This is a genomic window from Pseudomonas sp. ABFPK (assembly GCF_001586765.1).
In the GTDB taxonomy this organism is placed as follows: domain Bacteria; phylum Pseudomonadota; class Gammaproteobacteria; order Pseudomonadales; family Pseudomonadaceae; genus Aquipseudomonas; species Aquipseudomonas asiatica.
The window spans coordinates 206,197-226,074 of sequence record NZ_LQXW01000034.1 but is presented as its reverse complement, the minus strand read 5'-3'; the positions used below and the strand labels follow the sequence as shown (position 1 = coordinate 226,074).

17 protein-coding genes, 1 tRNA gene and 2 pseudogenes are annotated in these 19,878 nt (G+C 64.3%); 8 read left to right on the top strand and 12 right to left on the bottom strand.

The genetic code is table 11. The annotated features are described in order from the left end of the window. Positions 1-11 precede the first annotated feature (11 nt). Together WM94_RS20235 and WM94_RS20230 are read right to left on the bottom strand one after the other, a co-directional pair. A pseudogene (locus tag WM94_RS20235) lies at positions 12-1,030 on the bottom strand (transporter). A 218-nt stretch (positions 1,031-1,248) separates the two neighbouring features. Then, positions 1,249-1,545, bottom strand: a complete 297-nt coding sequence (locus tag WM94_RS20230; RefSeq protein WP_061551983.1) for a Fic family protein — start codon at positions 1,543-1,545, stop codon at positions 1,249-1,251. A gap of 124 nt (positions 1,546-1,669) precedes the next feature. Here WM94_RS20230 and WM94_RS20225 point away from each other — a divergent pair, with 124 nt between their 5' ends. The 4 genes from WM94_RS20225 to WM94_RS20210 all read left to right on the top strand — a co-directional run bounded on the left by WM94_RS20225 (position 1,670) and on the right by WM94_RS20210 (position 6,498). Further along, on the top strand, positions 1,670-2,059 hold the full coding sequence (locus tag WM94_RS20225) for a nuclear transport factor 2 family protein (RefSeq protein ID WP_061551982.1): 390 nt from the start codon (positions 1,670-1,672) through the stop codon (positions 2,057-2,059). Between the two features lie 92 nt (positions 2,060-2,151). Beyond that, positions 2,152-3,651, top strand: a complete 1,500-nt coding sequence (locus WM94_RS20220) for a cytosine permease (protein WP_013970840.1) — start codon at positions 2,152-2,154, stop codon at positions 3,649-3,651. A 13-nt stretch (positions 3,652-3,664) separates the two neighbouring features. Next, on the top strand, positions 3,665-5,095 hold the full coding sequence (locus WM94_RS20215) for an aldehyde dehydrogenase family protein (protein WP_061551981.1): 1,431 nt from the start codon (positions 3,665-3,667) through the stop codon (positions 5,093-5,095). 185 nt (positions 5,096-5,280) lie between these two features. Further along, positions 5,281-6,498 carry a DUF3422 domain-containing protein gene (locus WM94_RS20210; RefSeq protein ID WP_061551980.1) on the top strand — a complete coding sequence of 406 codons (1,218 nt, stop codon included), beginning with the start codon at positions 5,281-5,283 and terminating at the stop codon, positions 6,496-6,498. A gap of 114 nt (positions 6,499-6,612) precedes the next feature. Here the strand turns inward: WM94_RS20210 and WM94_RS20205 are convergent, their stop codons facing one another. The 6 genes from WM94_RS20205 to WM94_RS20185 all read right to left on the bottom strand — a co-directional run bounded on the left by WM94_RS20205 (position 6,613) and on the right by WM94_RS20185 (position 13,822). After that, a complete protein-coding gene (locus WM94_RS20205) occupies positions 6,613-9,024 on the bottom strand; it encodes a DUF3772 domain-containing protein (protein WP_061551979.1) in 2,412 nt (803 codons plus the stop codon). A gap of 56 nt (positions 9,025-9,080) precedes the next feature. After that, entirely contained in the window at positions 9,081-10,133 is a 1,053-nt protein-coding gene (ada, locus tag WM94_RS20200; protein WP_061551978.1) for a bifunctional DNA-binding transcriptional regulator/O6-methylguanine-DNA methyltransferase Ada, read from the bottom strand. A 147-nt stretch (positions 10,134-10,280) separates the two neighbouring features. After that, positions 10,281-10,907, bottom strand: a complete 627-nt coding sequence (locus WM94_RS20195) for a DNA-3-methyladenine glycosylase (protein ID WP_061551977.1) — start codon at positions 10,905-10,907, stop codon at positions 10,281-10,283. A gap of 74 nt (positions 10,908-10,981) precedes the next feature. Continuing rightward, complete coding sequence (locus WM94_RS20190; RefSeq protein ID WP_023661336.1) at positions 10,982-12,160, bottom strand: MFS transporter; 1,179 nt, start codon at positions 12,158-12,160, stop codon at positions 10,982-10,984. An 83-nt stretch (positions 12,161-12,243) separates the two neighbouring features. Further along, positions 12,244-12,456, bottom strand: coding sequence for a hypothetical protein (locus tag WM94_RS30225; RefSeq protein ID WP_156485986.1), 213 nt, complete (start codon positions 12,454-12,456; stop codon positions 12,244-12,246). A gap of 151 nt (positions 12,457-12,607) precedes the next feature. Next, on the bottom strand, positions 12,608-13,822 hold the full coding sequence (locus WM94_RS20185) for an MFS transporter (RefSeq protein ID WP_023661338.1): 1,215 nt from the start codon (positions 13,820-13,822) through the stop codon (positions 12,608-12,610). 182 nt (positions 13,823-14,004) lie between these two features. On the opposite strand from WM94_RS20185, the pseudogene WM94_RS20180 reads away from it, so the two are divergent. Both WM94_RS20180 and WM94_RS20175 read left to right on the top strand, forming a co-directional pair. After that, positions 14,005-14,577: pseudogene (locus WM94_RS20180) on the top strand (FecR family protein); the annotation flags it as partial. A gap of 101 nt (positions 14,578-14,678) precedes the next feature. Further along, a tRNA-Met gene (locus WM94_RS20175) sits at positions 14,679-14,755 on the top strand. A gap of 101 nt (positions 14,756-14,856) precedes the next feature. Here the strand turns inward: WM94_RS20175 and WM94_RS20170 are convergent. Next, entirely contained in the window at positions 14,857-15,471 is a 615-nt protein-coding gene (locus tag WM94_RS20170) for a LysE family translocator (RefSeq protein WP_061551976.1), read from the bottom strand. Positions 15,472-15,698: 227 nt separating this feature from the next. Here WM94_RS20170 and WM94_RS20165 point away from each other — a divergent pair, with 227 nt between their 5' ends. Continuing rightward, entirely contained in the window at positions 15,699-16,616 is a 918-nt protein-coding gene (locus tag WM94_RS20165; RefSeq protein WP_061303392.1) for a LysR substrate-binding domain-containing protein, read from the top strand. Here WM94_RS20165 and WM94_RS20160 read toward each other — a convergent pair. After that, a complete protein-coding gene (locus WM94_RS20160; RefSeq protein WP_061551975.1) occupies positions 16,556-17,137 on the bottom strand; it encodes a D-Ala-D-Ala carboxypeptidase family metallohydrolase in 582 nt (193 codons plus the stop codon). The two genes, WM94_RS20165 and WM94_RS20160, sit on opposite strands and share 61 nt — an antisense overlap. Before the next feature lie 67 nt (positions 17,138-17,204). On the opposite strand from WM94_RS20160, the gene WM94_RS20155 reads away from it, so the two are divergent. Beyond that, positions 17,205-18,362 (top strand): hypothetical protein, encoded by a 1,158-nt coding sequence (locus WM94_RS20155; protein ID WP_061551974.1) that lies wholly within the window; start codon positions 17,205-17,207, stop codon positions 18,360-18,362. A gap of 16 nt (positions 18,363-18,378) precedes the next feature. Here the strand turns inward: WM94_RS20155 and rimI are convergent, their stop codons facing one another. Together rimI and WM94_RS20145 are read right to left on the bottom strand one after the other, a co-directional pair. Beyond that, on the bottom strand, positions 18,379-18,834 hold the full coding sequence (gene rimI, locus WM94_RS20150) for a ribosomal protein S18-alanine N-acetyltransferase (RefSeq protein WP_061551973.1): 456 nt from the start codon (positions 18,832-18,834) through the stop codon (positions 18,379-18,381). Beyond that, on the bottom strand, positions 18,831-19,616 hold the full coding sequence (locus tag WM94_RS20145; RefSeq protein WP_061551972.1) for a hypothetical protein: 786 nt from the start codon (positions 19,614-19,616) through the stop codon (positions 18,831-18,833). The genes rimI and WM94_RS20145 overlap by 4 nt, the downstream gene beginning before the upstream one ends. Between the last annotated feature and the right edge of the window lie 262 nt (positions 19,617-19,878).

Sequence of the window (19,878 nt, the reverse complement as noted above, 5' to 3'; positions counted from 1 at the left end):
CGATCGTCGCGTCAGTACTCGCGCCGCTTGCGAAACGCCCAGCGCCCCACCAGCACGGTGAAGGTCGCCACCAGGGCCACCAGCACCCAGAAACCATGGGGGTTTTCCGCCAACGGCACACCCCCGACGTTCATGCCGAAGAAGCCGGCGATGATGTTGATGGGCAGCGCCAGCACGGTCACCACGGTCAGGGTGAACAGGGTGCGGTTGGTCTGTTCGTTGAGCTTGGCGGCGATTTCTTCCTGCAGCAGCTTGATCCGCTCACCGAGGGCGGTGAGGTCGCTGATCACCAGGGTGAATCTTCTGTGGCCGCGCGCAGCTGACGTATGTCCTGTTCCTGCAGCCAGTCGGGCGGCCGGTTGAGCAGGCGCAGCAGCGCCCCCGGCTCTAGCGCCAGCAGGCGCTGCAAGCGCACCAGCACCCGGCGCATGCTGCCCAGTTCGGCGCGGTTGTCGCTCAGGCGCTGGGACAGCAACTGGTCTTCGATGCGGTCGACGCTGGTGGTGGTTTCACGCACGATCTGGGTCAGCACATCGCCCTGGTCGCGCAACAGATGGACCAGCAACTCGATGGACGAATGAAAGCGCTCGCCATGCTTGACCGACGAGCGCAGCTTGTCCACCGAATGCAGCGGCTGCAACCGCGCGCTTACCAGCAACTGGCTGCTGGCGCAGGCCCACAGCGTGGAGATGTCCGAGGACACCAGGCCGAAGTTGAACACCACATCGTTGACCACCGCCAGCAGCGCCGAGTCGGCGTGTTCGATACGGGTCGAGCGCGAACCTTCGCGCAGGGTTTCGAAGAAGGCTTCGGGCAACTGCAGGTGGGTGCGCAACCAGCGTTCGCAGGCAGCGTGGGCCAGGTTCAGGTGCACCCAGAGAAACTCGCCAGGTTCGAGCGGCTGGCCGAGCGTGCGCAACAACTGCGCCGAATCGATTTCGCGCCCCGGCTGGCCAGGGCGGAAGGCGAAGGCGTAGAGCAGGCCGAACAGGTCGTGGTCCTGTGGCAGATGCAGCGCGGGATGGCCCATTCGAACTCGCAATGAGGCACGGGGAGATGGCAGAAAGGTTGCTGAATATTCGTTGCAGTCAGATGACAGCAGACTCCGCAAGCACTGTCAGCACAATCCCTGTGGAGCACAGTCCCTGTGGGAGCGGGCGTGCCCGCGAACACCGGCGAAGCCGGTGCCATGCACCGCGTTGCATGCTTCGCGGGCACGCCCGCTCCACAGGATGCGCGGCGCGAAACCTACCTTGCAACCCGCCGATACTGCTGTTTGGGGCTCCGTGGTGATTCGGGATCGGTCATTTCGATCAACCCGGCAGCGAGTGCCGGGTACAAGTAACTCTTGCGGAATGTGGCACGGTGCGAGAGGCCCAGCTGGTGCATCAATTCGCTGCTCTTCAAAGCAACGCCTGCAGGCAGCACATTCAACAGACTCGCTACTTGGTCGGTTACTTGGTCGGTTACTTGGTCGGTTACTTGGTCGGTTACTTGGCCACTGTCTTCTGCTTCGATAAGCGCCCGCAACAAGGCGTCGAGCATTTACCCGGCGCAGCCATCACTTCACAAATTCCTGAACTGATTATTTGCCCGCAGCGATTTTTCCCCTCGCCAACCGCCACCAGAATCGCTTCACCACAATCACAAGAACCGTGAGGCCACTCCCGTGGACCAGACACTCCAGGTACGGCAAGCCGCCGCCGACCTCGTTGCGGCGTTCGCCAGCAACGACACCGCTCGCTATTTCGCCTGCTTCAGCGAAGACGCCACCTTCCTTTTCCACACCCTGCCGCAACCGCTGCAGTCGCGCCATGCCTACGAGCAACTCTGGGCCCAATGGCAGGCCGACGGGTTTGCCGTGCTCGCCTGCGAATCGGGCAATGCCCAGGTGAGCCTGCAAGGTGACATGGCGATCTTCATGCATGATGTGGCCACGCACATCCGCATCGCCGGCGAAGAACACCAGTTGAGCGAGCGCGAAACCATTGTCTTCCGCCGCCACGGCGAACGGTGGCTGGCCTGCCACGAGCACCTGTCGGTCGTATCGCCGGCCTGATCCCCTTTACGCGGCCCTGCCGCCCTGCCATCGCACCCACAAGAAGGCCCGCGCACTGCGCCGGCCCACAACAACCGCGCTGGAGCATCACCATGAGCCACTCGACCGGTATCGAGACCAACGGCGTCGAACAGATCCCCGACGATCAACGCGACGCCTCCCCGCTGGACCTGTTCCGCCTGATCTTCGGCGGCGCCAATACCTTCGCCACGGCCGTGCTGGGCAGCTTCCCGGTGCTGTTCGGGCTGTCGTTCCAGGCCGGCGTGTGGGCGATCCTGCTCGGCGTCGGCGTAGGCGCGCTGATCCTCGCGCCCATGGGCCTGTTCGGCGCGCTCAACGGCACCAACAACGCTGTGTCGTCTGGGGCGCACTTTGGCGTGCACGGGCGCATCGTCGGTTCGTTCCTGTCGCTGCTCACCGCGGTGGCGTTCTTTTCGCTGTCGGTGTGGAGCTCGGGCGACGCCCTGGTCGGCGGCGCCAAGCGCCTGGCCGGCCTGCCGGAAACCGACCTGACCCTGGGCCTGGCCTACGGCCTGTTCGCGGTACTGGTGCTGGTGGTGTGTATCTTTGGCTTTCGCTTCATGCTGTGGGTCAACAAGATCGCCGTGTGGGCCTCGAGCCTGCTGTTCCTGCTGGGCATCGTTGCCTTTGCCGGGCCGTTCGACGCCGGTTATGCGGGTAGCGTAAACCTCGGCCAGGCGGGCTTCTGGGCGGCATTCGTCGGTGCGGCGATCCTGGCCATGAGCAACCCGGTGTCGTTCGGTGCGTTCCTCGGCGACTGGTCGCGCTACATCCCGCGTGAAACGCCCAAGGCGCGCATCATGCTGGCGGTGATCGCGGCCCAGGGCGCGACACTGATCCCGTTCCTGTTCGGCCTGTGCACCGCCACCCTGGTGGCCACCCAGGCGCCGGACTACATCGCCGCCAACAACTACGTCGGTGGCCTGCTGGCGGTGGCGCCAAGCTGGTTCTTCCTGCCGGTGTGCCTGATTGCGGTGATCGGCGGCATGTCCACCGGCACCACCGCGCTGTACGGTACTGGCCTGGACATGTCCAGTGTGTTCCCACGCCTGCTCAGCCGTGCCGGCGCCACCCTGCTGATTGGCGTGCTGGCGATCGGTTTCATCTTCATCGGCCGCTTCACCTTCAACCTGGTGCAGAGCGTGTCGACCTTCGCTGTGCTGATCATCACCTGCACCAGCCCGTGGATGGTGATCATGATCCTCGGCCTGATCACCCGCCGCGGCTTCTACCATGCCGACGACCTGCAGGTGTTCACCCGCGGCCAGCGTGGCGGCCACTACTGGTTCCTGCATGGCTGGAACTGGCGCGGCATGGGGGCGTGGATCCCCAGCGCGGCGGTGGGCCTGTGCTTCGTCAACCTGCCAGGGCAGTTCGTCGGCCCACTGGGCGACCTGGCCGGCGGCATCGACCTGAGCCTGCCGGTCACCCTGGGGCTGGCCGGTGTGCTGTACCTGCTGCTGCTCAACCTGTTCCCCGAACCTGCCGGCGTGTATGGCCCCCAGGGCCCGCGTTGGGTGCGTTGCAAAAGCACCGCGCACTCGCCGGTAACCACCGCCGAAACGGCCTGACTGGAAACCGACCATGACCACTTCCCACTACATCGCCGGCCGCTGGGTCGAAGGCCAGGGCAGCGACTGCATCAGCGTCAATGACCCGGCCCTTGGGCAACCGTTTGCCGAACTGATGGCCGCCAGCGTCGCCCAGGTAGACCAGGCAGTGACCGCTGCCCGCGGCGCCCTGCCCGCCTGGAAAAACACCAGCGCCAGCGAACGCGCCGCCTACCTGCGCGGCTTCGCCGAACAGCTCGGGCAGCGCCGTGAAGCGTTGATCACCTTGCAGATGCGCAACAACGGCAAGCCACGTCACGAGGCGGAAATCGACCTGGACGACGCCATCGCCACCTTCGGCTACTACGCCGAACTGGCCGAGCAACTGCCATCGAAGAACCGCGATGTGCCGTTGGCTGCGCCGGGCTTCAGCGCTCGCACCCGCCTGGAACCGGTGGGCGTGGTCGGCCTGATCGTGCCGTGGAATTTCCCGCTGGTGACCAGCGCCTGGAAGCTCGCCCCGGCCCTGGCCGCTGGTTGCACCGTGGTGCTCAAGCCATCGGAAGTCACCCCGCTGATCGAACAGGCCTACGGCCAGATCGCCGATGCCCTGGGGCTGCCGGCCGGGGTGTTGAACATCGTCAACGGCAAGGCCGAGACCGGCGCTGCACTGAGCAACCACAATGGCCTGGACAAGCTGTCGTTCACCGGCAGCAACAGTGTCGGCAGCCAGGTAATGCGCAGCGCTTCGGCGCAGTGCCGGCCGGTGACGCTGGAGCTGGGCGGCAAGTCGGCGATCGTGGTGTTCGATGATTGCGACGTGGGCCAGGCGGTGGAATGGATCGTCGCCGGCATTACCTGGAACGCCGGGCAGATGTGCTCGGCCACTTCGCGGCTGCTGGTGCAGGACGGCATTGCCGATGCATTGCTGCCGCGTTTGCAGGCCGCACTGGAGCAGCTACGGGTCGGTAATCCATTGACCGAAGAGGTCGACATGGGGCCGCTGACCAGCCAGGCGCAGTGGCTGAAGGTGGCCGGCTACTTTGCCACGGCGCGGGAAGAAGGCCTGCAGCGCCTGGCCGGTGGCAAGGCGCTGGACCGGGATGGCTGGTTCGTCAGCCCGACGCTGTATGCCGATGTGCCGAAAGACAGCCGCCTGTGGACGGAAGAAATCTTTGGCCCTGTGCTGTGCGCGCGTCGCTTTGCGACCGAGGAACAGGCGATTGCCGAGGCCAACGATAGCCGCTTCGGGCTGGTGGCTACGGTGTGCTCCGCCGACCCGGAACGCGCCGAGCGGGTGGCCGATGCGCTGGAGGTTGGCCATGTGTGGATCAACTCGGTGCAGGCGGTGTTCGTCGAGACCTCGTGGGGTGGCACCAAGGGTAGCGGGATCGGGCGTGAGCTGGGGCCTTGGGGGTTGTCGGCCTACCAGTCGGTCAAGCATGTGACGCGCTGTCTGGGTTGAGATTTCCGGGGCCGCTTTGCGGCCCTTTCGCCGGCAAGCCATGTGCCATCCCTGTGGGAGCGGGCTTGCCCGCGAAGAGGCCGGCACAGGCGACACAAAACTCTGCGTCCGCGTGACTTTGCCCGCCCACCGCAAAGTCCCACTTCCTGGTACCCCCACAATCACAACACCAGGCCGGACCACCCATGCACCCTCAACGCACCGCCTTGCACAACGAACTGCACGCCCGCCCGTCGCTGTATTTCGACGGCCCGGCGCATGTCTTCCACCTGGCCTTGCTTGGCGGCGATGCTGCCTGTGCGGCACTGCTGCAACGATGCTGCCCGGATGCCCTGGACACCGCAGCCGCCCAAGGCATCACCCGCCTGGATGGTCATCCGTTCAAGTGGGAACGGCACACCGAGTTCTTCACCCTGACCCTGGTGGTGCCCTGCACTCCCGCCGACACCGAGTGGCAAACGCTGCCGCCGGTGCTGGCCGAGGCTATCGCCCCGCAAGCGGCGCAAGTGATCAATGCGGTGCAGGTGCTGGTCCGTGACGAACACGAACTGGACCTGCCCCACTACGGTTTCAAGGACCCGTGCGGCTCCTGCGTCGGCGGTGGCGATGCGGTGGTGTGGAGCGATTTTCGCCTGACCGAGGACGGCACCAACCGCTTCCTGTTCATAAACCGTCGCCTCAATGCCTACCGACAGGGCCGCATGATCCGCCGTCTGCTGGAGATCGAGACCTACCGCATGATGGCCTCGCTGACCCTGACCACGGCCAAGGACCTGAGCCAGGAACTGGATGCCTTCGACAAGACCCTGGTCAGCCTCTCGGAGCGCAGTGCCGGTGTCGATGACCATGATTCCAAAGGGTTGCTGGAAGCCATTGCCCACCTGTCACGCCAGGTGGTCAGCCGTACGGTGAAAACCCGCCACCGCTTCGGCGCCACGCAAGCCTATGCGCAACTGGTGTTCGAACGCCTGGGCGAGCTGCGGGAAAGCCATGTGGGCGACTGCCAGCGCCTGGGGGTTTTCATCGAACGCCGGTTCAAGCCAACCGTGCGCTACTGCGCGGCCACCGAGCAGCGCCTGGAGCAGCTGGCAAAGAATGTGGCCAACCTGGGCGACCTGTTGCAGGCGCGGGTACAGGTGGAAATGGAAGAGCAGAACGCCGAGATCCTGCGCAGCCTCAATGCCCGGGCTGATGCCCAGGTGAAGATTCAACGGGCGGTGGAGGGGCTTTCGATCATTGCCATCACCTACTACCTGCTGAACTTGTTCAAGCTGCTGTATGGCGGGCTGAATGTGCTGGGGTTGGGGCTGACGGCGCGGGATGGGCTTTTGGCCATGGCGCCGCCTGTGCTGTTGGTGTTGTTGGTGATTTTGCTGAGGATCAGGCAGGCCAAGCAGCATTGAGGGTTGGGGGCGCCTTGCGCCCCTATCGCGACACTAGGCCGCTCCTACAGGGACTGCACATTTCCTGTAGGAGCGGCCTTGTGTCGCGATGGGCTGCAACGCAGCCCCCGATGCTCACACCGGCTCGTCAGCCGGCCGTGCATTCTCTTGCACCAACACCATGCTCTGCGGCGACGACAGGGCAATACCTTCATCACGCAGGCGCCCAAGGATGGTGAACAACAGGTCACTGCGCGTACCGGACACCTGCCGCGGCCCCGCCACGTAACCACTCACACCTATCACCATGCCGCTGCTGGTCAGGTCCTTGAAGGTGACCGAGGTAGCCGGCGCATCCAGAATCGCCTCGTGCTCCTGGTAAGCCGCCAGCAGCAGTTCACGCACGCGGTTGGCATCGGTCTCCAGCGGCATGGTCAGGGTAATGCCGACCACGCCCAGGGCGTTGCCCATGGTCACGTTGCGCACGTTCTGCGAGATGAACTGCGAGTTGGGCACGATAACCGTCGAGCGGTCGGACATCTGGATCTCGGTGGCGCGCACGTTGATACGGCGAATGTCGCCCTCGACACCCGCCAGGCTGACCCAGTCGCCCACCTTGACCGGGCGCTCGGTCAGCAGGATCAGGCCGGAAATGAAGTTCTGCACGATCTGCTGCAAGCCGAAACCGATACCCACCGACAGGGCACTGACCACCCAGGTCAGGCTGGTCAGGTTGATGCGCAGGGTCGACATCACCAGCATGGCCAGGAAGATGAAGCCCAGGTAACCCACCAGAGTCACCAGCGAGGCACGCATGCCGGCGTCCATGTCGGTTTCCGGCAGCAGGCGATCGCTCAGCCAGCGCTTGACCACGCGGATGGCGAACAGGCCGCCGAGGAACATCACCACTGCCAACAGAATGTCCTGGGGGACAATGTTCATGTTGCCCAGCAGCTTGCCGCCGGTCTCGTCCCAATCACCCAGGCTCAACAGCAGTTCGCTGGGGCTGGTGCCCGACGGCATCAGTGCCAGCAACAACGCCAGGAACAGCACCACGGTGCGGCCGATACCGGCCAGGATGGTGCTGGCCTGGGCCTGGTGACGTGGCGCCAGGCCCAGGGTCGAGGCCAGCGCCAGGCCGCCGGGCTGGCGGGGCGACAGCAGGGTTTCGCAGAGGTCGCCAAAGAACGTGGTCAGCAGGTAGGCACAGGTAATCACCAGGCTGACCCACAGCAGCTTGGCGGTGAGGAAGTAGGCGAGTGTCAGGTAACCGGCGAGCAAGGCCAGCAGGATCAACGTAAGCCAGATCACCATCACGAACGGGATCAGCCCGGCCAGGCCTGTGGGGCGCTCCAGGTCATGCTTGCGCAGGGTGCGGCGGTAACGCAGCAGCGCACCGGCGAAGGTGAACGCCACTACCAGCGCGGTCAGGCCGTTGACCGCCACGGTCAGCGCCAGGCTGGCACCGATCACGCTGTTGATGCGTTCCATGGTCATCATGACCATCAGCGCCAACGCCAGCACCTTGGGGAACCAGCCCAGGGCGCTGGCCACTTCATCGTGAATAGGCGGCAGGCGCCAGGACGGACGCTGCAGCATCAGCATGGCGCGGCCCAGGCCGGTGATGAAGGCACTGAACACCACCAGGGCAAGTACATGATTGGCCAGGCTGGCGATATCGGCGCCCAACTCGGCGCTGCTCTCCAGCCCCCAACGCAGCAGCGAGACCGAGCCGGCGATGGTGCCCAAGGTTGCCAGGCTGACACCCAGCGCCAGCGCACTGCGGCGCAGGCGGCCTTCGGGCAGCCAGCTGACCATGGCGCCGGCGAGAAGGCGCTCGAGCACGCGGCGCACCAAGGTCCAGACCAGGATTGCCGCTACCAGGCTGGTAATGAACAGCCAGCGATTTTCAGCGCTGAAGGCACTGCCGATGGCATCAGCCGTCTCACCACGCAGGTCACGCAGGCGTGCCACATCGTCCTGGGTGGGGCGAATGATGCTCTGCCAGAATGCCGGGGTCAGCGGTGAGGCCGCGCGGCTGGTGATCTGCGAGTTGAACTGGCTGCGGCGCAGGTTGACGATTTGCGTGGACAAGTCGCGCGCCGACTGGGTCAGCTTGGAGGCCTGGTCCTGCTGCGCCACCAAGGCCTTCTTCTCGGCCTCCAGCGCTTTACGCTGCTGGGTCAGGGTAGCCGCCTCGTCCGGCTGGACCGGGCCGATGACCTTGAGCTTGTCGTCGACTTTTTCAACATCAGTGGTGCGCAGGGCAGTCAACGCGTCGGCCTGACGCTGCACCTGCATTGCGCCCAGGCGCAACTGCGAAAGCAGATCGTCATTGGCGTCGCTGGTAACGCCCTGGCGTATCTGGTCCAGCCGCTCGCTCAACTGCTCAATGCTGGCGTTTTCATCCAGCACGTCCGCTTCGGCAACCGCCAGATTGGACAATGGCGTGGCCGGGGCCGACCAGGCCGGGCTGGCAAAGGCAAGCATCAGGGCCATGAAAACCATCAGGCCTGGACAATAACGGGCAAGGCTGACACGCCTCATCGAATATTCCTCTTTACAATTCGATTTGGCGGGGGATTCTACGCGGCTTCACGCGATCAGGAGAGTGCCGTTTCTCGTTTGAGCAACTGCTGTTTGCGCTCGATGCCCCAGCGGTAGCCACTGATGTCGCCGTCGCGGCGGACCACCCGATGACAGGGGATGGCCACGGCGATGTGGTTGGCCGCGCAGGCCATGGCCACCGCACGCACCGCCTTGGGCGCGCCGATGCGCTCGGCGATGTCGGTGTAGCTGACCCGGCTGCCGGCCGGCACCTCGCGCAGGGCTTGCCACACCCGCTCCTGGAACGCAGTGCCTTGCACATCCAGTGGCAGGGCCAGGCCCAGCGCGGGTGCTTCGACGAATCCCACCACCTCGGCGACCAACCGTTCGTAAGCACTGTCGCCGCCGACCAGGTGGGCCTTGGGGAACTGGTCCTGCAGATCGTGCAGCAGGGCCTCGGGATCGTCGCCCAGCAGGATCGCGCAAATGCCTTTCTCGCTCTGGGCCACCAGGATGGCACCCAAGGAGCATTGGCCAAGGGCGAAGTGGATGGTTGCCCCGGCGCCACCGGCGCGGTATTGCCGCGGACGCATGCCCAGGCGCTGGTCGGCGCTTTCGTAGAAGCGGCTGTTGGAGTTGTAGCCGGCGTCATAGATGGCATCGGTGACAGAGCGCTGGCCATCTTCCAGGTGAGCGCGCAGGCGCCGGGCACGGAAAGCGGTGGCATAGGCCTTGGGGGTCAGGCCGGTTTCGGCCTTGAACAGGCGATGCAGGTGAAAAGGGCTGACGGCCAGTTGGGCGCTGAGTTGGTCGAGGCTGGGTGCCGGGTCGGTGGCTTCGATCAGGCGGCAGGCGCGGGTGACCAGCTGGCTATGGCGGGTGGCGCTGGTGGTGGCGGTGCAACGTTTGCAGGCGCGGTAGCCGGCGGTTTCGGCGGCAGCTGGGGTGTCGTAGAACTCGACATTGGTTCGCTTGGCAAGACGCGATTTGCAGCCGGGGTGGCAGTAGATGCCGGTGGTGCGCACGGCGTAGACGAAGTGGCCGGTGGCGGCGGTTTCGCGGGATTCTACGGCTTGCCAGCGTTGGTCGGGGGTGGTGTAGGGGTTCATTGGTAATGTCCAGATAGGTTGTTGCCTGTGCCGGCCCTTTCGCGGGTAAACCCGCTCCCACAGGTACTGCATAGCCTTTCAAGGCTGTGGATATCCCTGTGGGAGCGGGTTTACCCGCGAAGAGGCCGGCACAGGCAGTGCAAAACCTCAAGCCCGCCACAGGTACCAGGCCGCCACGGTACGGTATGGGCGCCAGCCGCCACCCAGCGAACGCATTTGCGCTGGCGTCGGCGCCTTGTCCAGCCCCTTCAGCCGCCGATACCCCTCGCGTACGCCAAAATCGTCGACCGGTAGAACGTCCGAACGCGCCAGGCTGTAGATCAGCAACATCTCCACCGTCCACCGCCCTACCCCGCGCAATGCCACCAGCCGTTCGATCAACGCCTCGTCAGCCATGGCCAGCGCCTCTTCCCGGCTCGGCACCAGGCCATCCAGCCGGCCTTGGGCAATACCCTGGATCGTCGCCATCTTGCTCGCGGAAAAACCACAGGCGCGCATGGTTTCCGGTGTAACCGCCAACAACTGCTCCGGCCCTGGGAACGCAGCCTCCGGGAACAACGCCAGCAAGCGCCCAAGAATTGCCTCGGCAGCACGGGCATGCAGTTGCTGGTAGGCAATCGCTCGCACCAGCACTTCGTAAGGTTCACGCCCCGGCGTGGCCTGGTGCAGGCAAGGCCCGGTCGCCGCGATATGCCGCGACCAGTCCGGGTCGAGCGCCGCAAGGTATTCAGTGGCCTCACGGTAGGCTTCAGGCGATAGGTCGGACAGGATCATGGCACCTCCAACGGGTCGATTGCAGGCCCAGCTTAACGCAGCCGTTCATCGGACAAACGCCGATTCTTGCGCGGCTAATTCCTGGCAGGGTATTGCTCGGCACCATCGCCCCGCAACCGCACCGTGCGCCGGTACGACTGCCGGGCAAAGCACACGAACAACCCAGCCATCAGCGCCAGCGCGATGGGCAGACCATGCGGCGCCACATCCATTGCCGCACCGCTCACCAAGGGCCCGACCAGGCTACCCACACCCCACAGCAAACCCACGCTGGCATTGGCGGTAACCAGGTCCTGCCCCTTGAAGCGCTGCCCGATCAGTACCAGCGCCAGGGTATAGATGCCGCCTGCCACGGCGCCCAGCAGCACCAGCAGCGGCCATAGCAACCAGGTCAGGTTCAGCAGCCAGGGCAGGCCGATACCGATCGCCATCGCCAGCAGCCCGCATACCAGGTGCAGCCCGGTGCGCTCCACCCGGTCGGCCAACCAGCCAAGCGGCAACTGGAACAACATGTCACCGGCAAACACGACGGTCACCATCAGCGCCGCCACGCCCACGGCAAAGCCATGGCTGGTGGCATACACCGGCAGCAGCGACAGCACCACGGCATCGAAGAACGAGAAGAACAGTACCGCCACGCACAACGCCGGCGCCACACGGAAGAAACCGGCCAGGCCGAAGCTCTTTTCACCTTCTTCATGTTCCACATGGTCGTTGGGTACGGTCAGCACGATGCACAGCAGCGCCAGGCCATAGCAGGCGGTGACCACACCGGTGATCCACGGGCTGTCGGCGCCCAGCACCGCCAGCATTGCCGGGCCGAGCACCTGGAAGCCGGTGAAGCTGGTGGCGTAGAGGGCCATGATCTTGCCACGGTTGTGCTCCGGGCACAGTTCGTTGACCCACGACTCGCCGAGGATGATGGCGATACCCATGCCCAGCCCCAGGCCCAGGCGCAACAGCGCCAGCTGCCACAGCGAGCCGAACGCCGACTCGAGCAAGGCAATGCTGAGCGTGCACAGGCTGAAGCACAGCAGGTAGATGGTGCGCCGGGTCAGGTGGCGACAGCAGGCGTCGACCAGGAACGCCGAGAGCATCATGCCCGCAGCGGGGATGGCCGAGATGATGCCGATTTCCAGGGTGCTCGCACCGGCTTCATGCAGGCGCAACGACACCAGCGGCAGGCTGGCCCCCAAACTGAAACCCACGACCGAAACGGCGAACAACAGGCCCGCCAGCAAACGCATGTTCATGTACCACTCCTTGCAAACCGAAAAGACGTGCAGACACAGGCGCGCACGCCAGGGCGGCGAGCGACGCGAAAGCGCAGATCAGTTCAGGCGAGGTGTGGCGAGAAGGTGAAGGCAAACAGCACGCTGCGGCGACGCTTGAGCACCGTGTCGCTCGGCCACGCACGACGCAGGGCCTGGAAGGCAGGCTGGCGGGCGTTTGGCAGGAGCTGGGTACGGCACATTGCTTTGACTACTACGCAGGTGGTTGAAGAAAGGGCGGACTCTAGGCCAAGGGTGGTCACGTCGTCAAATTTCACGGAACAACCGCCTTGCATGGCCTCCAGACTTGCGCGGGCCCTTGTAGGAGCAGCCTTGTGCTGCGAAGAGGCCGGCAAGACAACCAATTATCTTCGGCAGTAATGGCCTCTTCGCAGCACAAGGCTGCTCCTACAGGTTCTATGCATGCTTTCAGCGCTTGCCGGTACTTGGCAAGAACACCGCCAGCAACCCGAACAAAGGCAGGAACGAACACACCTCGTACACGTACTCGATGCCACGCAGGTCCGCCACATACCCCAGCAAGGCCGCACCGATGCCACCAAAGCCGAACATCAGCCCGAAGAAGATCCCGGCAATCATGCCCACGCTGCCCGGTACCAGCTCCTGCGCATACACCACGATCGCGGAAAACGCCGAAGCCAGGATAAAGCCGATCACCACGCTCAACACGGTGGTCCAGAACAGATCGGCATACGGCAGCACCAGGGTGAACGGCGCCACGCCAAGGATCGAAAACCAGATCACGGCCTTGCGCCCGATGCGGTCACCGATCGGCCCGCCAAAGAAGGTACCCGCCGCCACCGCACCAAGGAACAGGAACAGGTGCAGCTGCGAGCTGGCCACCGACACATCGAACTTCTCGATCAGGTAGAAGGTGAAATAGCTGGTAAAGCTGGCCATGTAGAAGTACTTGGAGAACACCAGCAGGCCCAGCACGATCAGCGCCGCCACCACCCGCCCGCGGGAAATGCCGTGGGTCGCCTGCACAGCCTTGCGCGCCTTGGCCTGGTTGAGGTGCTCCTTGTACCAGCCACGCAGCATCAGGGTGACGCCGAGAAAGAACAGCGCAGCCAGGCCGAACCAGGCCACGTGGCTCTGGCCGAACGGAATGACAATGGCTGCCGCCAGCAGCGGCCCCAAAGCCGACCCGGTGTTGCCACCGACCTGGAAGGTCGACTGGGCCAGGCCGAAGCGCCCGCCCGATGCCAGGCGCGCAATACGCGAGGTTTCCGGGTGGAAGGTCGACGAGCCGATACCCACCAGGGCCGAGGCCAGCAGAATCATCGGGAAGCTGCCGACGAAGGCCAGCATCACGATACCCACCAGGGTACACAGGGTGCCCAGTGGCAGCAGGTTCGGTGCCGGTCGGCGATCGGTAAAGAAGCCGACCCAAGGCTGCAGCAGCGAGGCGGTGATCTGGAACGTCAGGGTGATCATGCCGATCTGGGCGAAACTCAGGTCGTAGTTGGCCTTGAGCATCGGGTAGATCGCCGGCAGCACAGACTGGATCAGGTCATTGATCAGGTGCGCCAGGGCGCAGAAACCGATTATGCGCATCACCAGCGGCGTGGCTTGGCTCGCCGCCGCACTGGTGGGCGCCGTGGAGGCGCTACTGATAGCCATGTGCCTGAATCTCCGTCCGTAGTTTGGGATCCGATTATCGGAAAACAAATAGATACATAGCTACCTTTTATTTCCTTTGTCCGCGACACACTTGAAAATGGTTCTCAATATAATTAGCATCCTCGGCCAAAACACCCGTCATCGTTGGGCGAAACGGCCCTAATCGCGAGCACACCAACCCCATGAGCCCAATGCCCGTTCGCGTCCGTCCACGGCAGATCAACGCGCACCGCAGCCATCTGGGCAAATGGCTGGCGCTATTGTTCCTCCTGGGGCTGGCCGCTACCGCCTACCTGTACTGGCCGCTGATACAGCGCCTGGGCAGCGAATTGCATACCGATGCAGGTGAACGCCGCAGCATCCGCCTGGCCGATGGCACCACCCTGCACCTGGGCAGCGCCAGTGCGATGAACGCCGACCTACGTGGCCGCACGCGCCAACTGCACCTGGTGCAGGGCCGGGTATACCTGGAAGTGATGCTCGACGGCAGGGCCATGGAGATAGCAGTGGGCGACGCGCGCATCCAGGTGTTCGGTACCCGCCTGCAGGTCGCCCGCCATGCAGGCCATGACGAACTGGTGGTGCTCAGTGGCAAGGCCATGGTTATCCAAGGCAGCGAACAGCGCATGGTATCGATGGGTGAGCGGGTAACCTTCGATGGCGCGCATATCGGCCCGGTACGGAAAGCCGACCTCAAGGCCGCCGATGGCTGGCGCAGCGGGCAGTTGAAAGCCGGCGACATGCCGTTGGGCAAGGCAGAACCCGGGCCTGGCCGCTAAGTTTTTGAAAGCGTGCAAATTTTTTTTGAAATGAGTGTTGACAGGGGGGGCCGTTCAAGAGAATAATGCGCGCCATCGGCTACATAGCTCAGTTGGTTAGAGCATAGCATTCATAATGCTGGGGTCCGGGGTTCAAGTCCCTGTGTAGCCACCAAACAAGACGAAGGGCTTACCGCAAGGTAAGCCCTTTTTCTTTGCCTGCGGAAAATTACCACAGGCCTGCACCCTTCCCGTACAGGGCATGCAATTGCCACCTCAACGCATTCCGGTCACCGCCACGGCCAGGCCCAACCCGATCAGCGCCAGGCCGATTACCCGGTCCACCAGCCTTTGCCGCTCGATCATCGCCTTGCGCAATGCCGTACTGGAGAAAAATACCGCCACCAGGCTGAACCACACCCAGTGAGCAATCGACATGAAAGCGCCGTAGGCAAAATCCAGCGCCAACGAGCTGCCCGGTTGCACTACCTGGGTGAAGGCACTGATCACGAACAGCATGGTCTTGGGGTTGAGGGCGTTGGTCAGAAAGCCCGTGCGCAGGGCCTGCGTTACGCTGGCGGCTGATGCGGCAACCCCGTCGAGGCTGATACGCCGGGTGTTGGTCAGCGACTGGAAACCCAGGTAGACCAGGTAACCCGCGCCCAGCACTTTCATGCCCAGGAACAGGGTCGGGCTCTGGCTGATGATCACCGCGATGCCCAGCACCGTGTACAGGACGTGCACCTGCACTCCCAGGGCAATGCCCACGGCGGCAGCCAGCCCGGCCTTGCGGCCCTGTGCATAACTGCTGCGGGTGACCATGGCGAAGTCGGCACCGGGGCTGATGACGGCAAGCAGGGTGAACAGGGCGACGGCAATGAGTTCGGTCATGCTGGTGGCTCTCGATAGACGATGGAAATGCACAGACCATGTAATTATCGAGAGCTTATAGCCCAGGAAAAATCGATTTATAGTGAGGCAAATCTGATAGCTTTCCTCACAGATATCTAGAGCCTGTGTCGGCCCCTTCGCGGGTAAACCCGCTCCTACAGGGGCGGCGCATCACCTGTGGGAGCGGGTTTACCCGCGAGAGGCCGGCACAGACAAACAGGAATGCCATGAAACTGCCGCCACTCAACGCCTTCCGCTACTTCGACATAGCCGCCCAGACCGAGAGCTTCGTGCGCGCCGCCGAGCACCTGCATGTCACCCATGGCGCAGTCAGCCGCCAGGTGCGTCTGCTTGAAGAAAGCCTTGGTGTGGAGTTGTTCGAGCGCCGCAACCGGGCCATTTTCCTCACCCCTGCCGGCCGTGCCTTGCAGGGCACTACCCAGGCGATCTTCGAGCAGCTCGAAGGCGCCGTGCAGCGTTTGCAACAACAGGCCCGCGACAACGTACTGGTGCTGTCGTGCGAGCCGACCATCGCCATGCGCTGGCTGATCCCGCGCCTGCCCCGCTTCCACGCCGCCCATCCCGACCTGCAGTTGCACCTGGTGGCCGCTGGCGGGCCATTGGACTTCGCACGTAGCGGTGTCGACCTGGCAATTCGCCGCGATGACTTCCACTGGGACAAACAGCTGTACAACCAGAAGATCTGCGACGAATGGATCGGCCCGGTCTGCCACCCCACCGCCCCCCTCCAACTCGAAGGCCAGCGCCTGCTGCACAGCGCCACCCGCCCCGGCGCCTGGCCCAACTGGCTGCGCCTGAGCGGCCAACAGGTCCGGCACACCGAGCGCAGCGACTACCAGCACTTCTACCTGTCGATTCAGGCCGCCAGCGCCGGCCTGGGCCTGGCCATGGCCTCAGCCCTCATGGTGCGCGACGAACTCGACAATGGGCAGTTGCAGGCACCGTTCGGCTTCGTGCGTGACGGCTCGGCCTACCACCTGCTCAGCCCCTTGCCGCTGGAAGACGACGGCAAGCGCCAGCGCTTCGCCACGTGGGTGATGGGCGAATGCAGGAGCTGCCTGGCTCATCTGGGCTTGATACAGAACGACGAACCCGCACGGCCGTCACCACCCCAGGTACGGTAACCCGCGGTATCCACATGAATACGCCCGGAGGGGTAGCGCCCCAGGCCCATGTTCCAGGCCTGGCCGTATTGCTGCCAGAACCGGCACAGCGGGTTGGGGTCCGCCCACTCGGGCAGCAGGATATCGACAGCGAACGCCCGGGTATGGGCGCTGTTGGCCGCCCCGCCGGCGCAGGCATTCAGGCGCGGGGCTCGATAGGCTGAAACCACCTCGAACTGACGCAGGATGCCCTGGTCGTGAAGCGTCTTTATCAGCGAGAGCGTCGAGCGCACTGCCGACCAGTTGCTGGCGGGCGGCACGGCGAAGGGGGACGCGTGGCACAGCTTCCAGTCCGAAGCCGAACGCAGCAGCTGATGGATCGGCACCACGCCATAAAGACGGGCATCCACAAGCATCTCGCGAAATGGCCGTGTTTGATGGTCCCCGGCCCATTGCGCGAACAACCAGATATCACGCTCATCGGCCTGCGCTCCTGCACCCAACATGCCCAGCACCAGCGGCAGCCATCCAGCCCTTTTCATCCCTGCTCCCCTTGCCACAGTATGTGCCACGCTGCCGAATACGGCTGCGCCCAACAAGGAGTTAAGCATGCACAAGATGGCATTACCGAGCCTTGCCGCCCTGGCCTTCAGCGGCCTTGCCGCCGCCGATGCGCGAATCGACCTGGGCGACGCCCAGCGCGTCACCCGCCTGTTCGCCTTCCCCAACAACTGTCACGTGATCTGTTATCGCGACTGGACCCTGGAGCAAACCGTAGAACACTATCTGACTCAGAGCGTACGCCGCGACGGCCATGCCGCGGCCCAGGTGCATGTAAGCCGCGACAACGATCGCCTGCACGCAACCATCAGTGGCGTACCCGCCAACTATGCAAAACCCCTGCGCAAGCTGCTCGACAGCGGTGAACTGGCCTATCAGGCGGCCACCCGGCTGAACGAGGACGGCAAATGGTCCTACGACTGGTATCTGTTCCTGCCGCTGGGCATGGCCCTGCAGAACCGCCGCAGCATCGAACTGCTGCACTTCCCGCCGGACTACTCGCTGACCCAGGCCCAGGACTACCTGCGCTCCAACACCACCGACCGCTGGGCCGAGCTGTTGACATTCAATGGCGTCGACGCCAGCCAGACCCCGGCCTACCAGACCATCATCGATATCGCCCCCATCGCCGCACCCGCCAGCGCGGGTGAAACGCTGAAGGAAACCTACAGCTACTTCAAGGACTACCAGGTGCGCATGGTCAGCGAGATGACTCTGCAAAACCCCGCCAGGCCTCTGCCGATGGTGGCATTCGGCGCGCCGGTACGCAGCTGGATCCAGCAGCAGTACGGGCTGCAGGTGAATGTGCTGGGCCTGGTCAGCATCAGCCCGCAGGCAGGTGCCAAGGTACCGGTACTGGGTGCCAACCACCCTAGTGCCATCTGGTATGCGGCAAACAAGGACAGCCACGGCGGCGACCAGGATGCAGCTGATGCTGCCGGCTTGAAAATGATGGGGCAGGACCTGACGGCAGCCTGCTGGCAGGCAGGGATGGGGCGCAATCAACGGGCCGATGCCAAGCTGACGCTGGATGCCTGCTCGACCAAGTGGCAGGTTACACAGAAGAAACAGACCTGCGAGCTGTTCTTCCGCACCATTCGCAAGTACACGCCGGAGCAGGCGGCGGCAAAATGCAATACCGGCAGCGTGACCAGAAGCCTCCGCGACCTGGCCAAGCCGATGGAGGCTCAGCCACAGGACCTGTGATTGAAGCCCGCCCTGCTCAATCTTCGAGCAGGGTGCAGGCCATCACCAAGGCGTCTTCCCGGCCGCCAGCAACCGGGTAATAGTCGCGGCGGCGGCCGATTTCGTTGAAACCATAGCGTTCGTACAAACGATAGGCCGACTGGTTGCTGGCACGCACTTCCAGGAAGCACTCGCGGCCATTGAGCTGGTAGGCCCGGACCATCAGGTGCTCGAGCAGGCGCAGGCCCAGGCCGCGGCCCTGGTTTTCCGGCTTGACGGTGATGTTGAGCAGGTGGGCCTCGTCGATGATCACGTTGATCACGCCATGGCCCACCTGCTGCTGGCCGTCGAACATCAGCCAGACTTCATACGATTTGAGCGCATCCTGAAAGATCCCTCGAGTCCAGGGATGACTGAACGCGGCATATTCGATCTTAAGTACGGCATCCAGATCCGCCTCGGTCATCCGGCGGAAGCTGATCGAGTCACTCATTCAACGCTCTTCCAGCGCGCCATCAGCTGGCGCATGGCTTTCCAGACGTCCGCCTTGCGCTGCGGCTCGTCCATCAACAGTTCAAGGCCCGGCAAGGCCCAGGCTTCGCCCAGGCCCTCGAGCTTCAGGGTTTGGTAATAGGCTTCGCCGTCAACATTGGCGGCAAAGCGCAGCGCCGGCAGGCCGACCAGCCACAGGCAGGTGCACGGGGCGTCCTCCAGGCGCGCCTGGACAAAGCCCTGGACAAAATCGCGCGCCGCCTCCGGGCCCTGGTCCATGTTGCCGCGCACCAGCAGCGGCCAGCGCACCGGCTCGCCGATGATCTGCGGTGCGTCGGGCAGGCCGGCGGCGCGCAGCATGTCCTTGAGCAGCAGGTACGACGGGTCGCGGCTCTGGAACGGCTGGCCGGTGGCCAACTCCACCAGCAGCAGGCAGCTGCCGGCTCGCAGCAGCTGCAGCGAGAAGCGCGGGGGTGGCACCATGGCCGGGCGCGGTGGCGTGGCTTGCTCCTCGGCCTCGACAGGCTTGGTGGCCGGCTTGGGCGCACTGCCCGGGCGCGGAATCTCGATTTTCGGCCGCTCGCCGGAGCGGGCCTGTGGGGTGACTGGCGCCTCGTTGGCAGCCGGTGGCGGCCTGACGTCGAAGTCGAGGTCCTCGACCGGTGCCACCGGCAGCAGCAGCTCGGGCCGCGACGGTGCGGCGAACGGCAGTTCGGCGCGCGGCAGCCAGTGCACCACTTGCATGGCGGAAAGGTAGGCGCGGCGACGGGGTTCGGTGAGCAAGGGACGGGGTTCCGAGGGGTGAAGACAAAGGGCCATTCTAACGCCGTTGGCATTCGAGTGCCGCAACTGGTCGGCGGATTTTTATTGCCCGTACCGGCCCTTTCGCGGGCCCGCCCGCTCCCACAGGGCCTTGCGCAGTACCTGTGGGAGCGGGCGGGCCCGCGAAAGGGCCAGTGAAACCCTCATCAAAGCAAGGGTGATCCCCCATTACAGACCAAGGGGTGAAAACCTCCCCCCCGGATGCAGTACAATCGCCCCCTTT

Bases quoted from the DNA above. Each gene is read 5' to 3' on its own strand.
- WM94_RS20230 (WP_061551983.1), bottom strand. From the start codon at position 1,545: ATGCTCGACGCCTTGTTGCGGGCGCTTATCGAAGCAGAAGACAGTGGC.
- WM94_RS20220 (WP_013970840.1), top strand. From the start codon at position 2,152: ATGAGCCACTCGACCGGTATCGAGACCAACGGCGTCGAACAGATCCCC.
- WM94_RS20215 (WP_061551981.1), top strand. From the start codon at position 3,665: ATGACCACTTCCCACTACATCGCCGGCCGCTGGGTCGAAGGCCAGGGC.
- WM94_RS20210 (WP_061551980.1), top strand. From the start codon at position 5,281: ATGCACCCTCAACGCACCGCCTTGCACAACGAACTGCACGCCCGCCCG.
- WM94_RS20205 (WP_061551979.1), bottom strand. From the start codon at position 9,024: ATGAGGCGTGTCAGCCTTGCCCGTTATTGTCCAGGCCTGATGGTTTTC.
- ada (WP_061551978.1), bottom strand. From the start codon at position 10,133: ATGAACCCCTACACCACCCCCGACCAACGCTGGCAAGCCGTAGAATCC.
- WM94_RS20195 (WP_061551977.1), bottom strand. From the start codon at position 10,907: ATGATCCTGTCCGACCTATCGCCTGAAGCCTACCGTGAGGCCACTGAA.
- WM94_RS20190 (WP_023661336.1), bottom strand. From the start codon at position 12,160: ATGAACATGCGTTTGCTGGCGGGCCTGTTGTTCGCCGTTTCGGTCGTG.
- WM94_RS20185 (WP_023661338.1), bottom strand. From the start codon at position 13,822: ATGGCTATCAGTAGCGCCTCCACGGCGCCCACCAGTGCGGCGGCGAGC.
- WM94_RS20170 (WP_061551976.1), bottom strand. From the start codon at position 15,471: ATGACCGAACTCATTGCCGTCGCCCTGTTCACCCTGCTTGCCGTCATC.
- WM94_RS20165 (WP_061303392.1), top strand. From the start codon at position 15,699: ATGAAACTGCCGCCACTCAACGCCTTCCGCTACTTCGACATAGCCGCC.
- WM94_RS20160 (WP_061551975.1), bottom strand. From the start codon at position 17,137: ATGAAAAGGGCTGGATGGCTGCCGCTGGTGCTGGGCATGTTGGGTGCA.
- WM94_RS20155 (WP_061551974.1), top strand. From the start codon at position 17,205: ATGCACAAGATGGCATTACCGAGCCTTGCCGCCCTGGCCTTCAGCGGC.
- rimI (WP_061551973.1), bottom strand. From the start codon at position 18,834: ATGAGTGACTCGATCAGCTTCCGCCGGATGACCGAGGCGGATCTGGAT.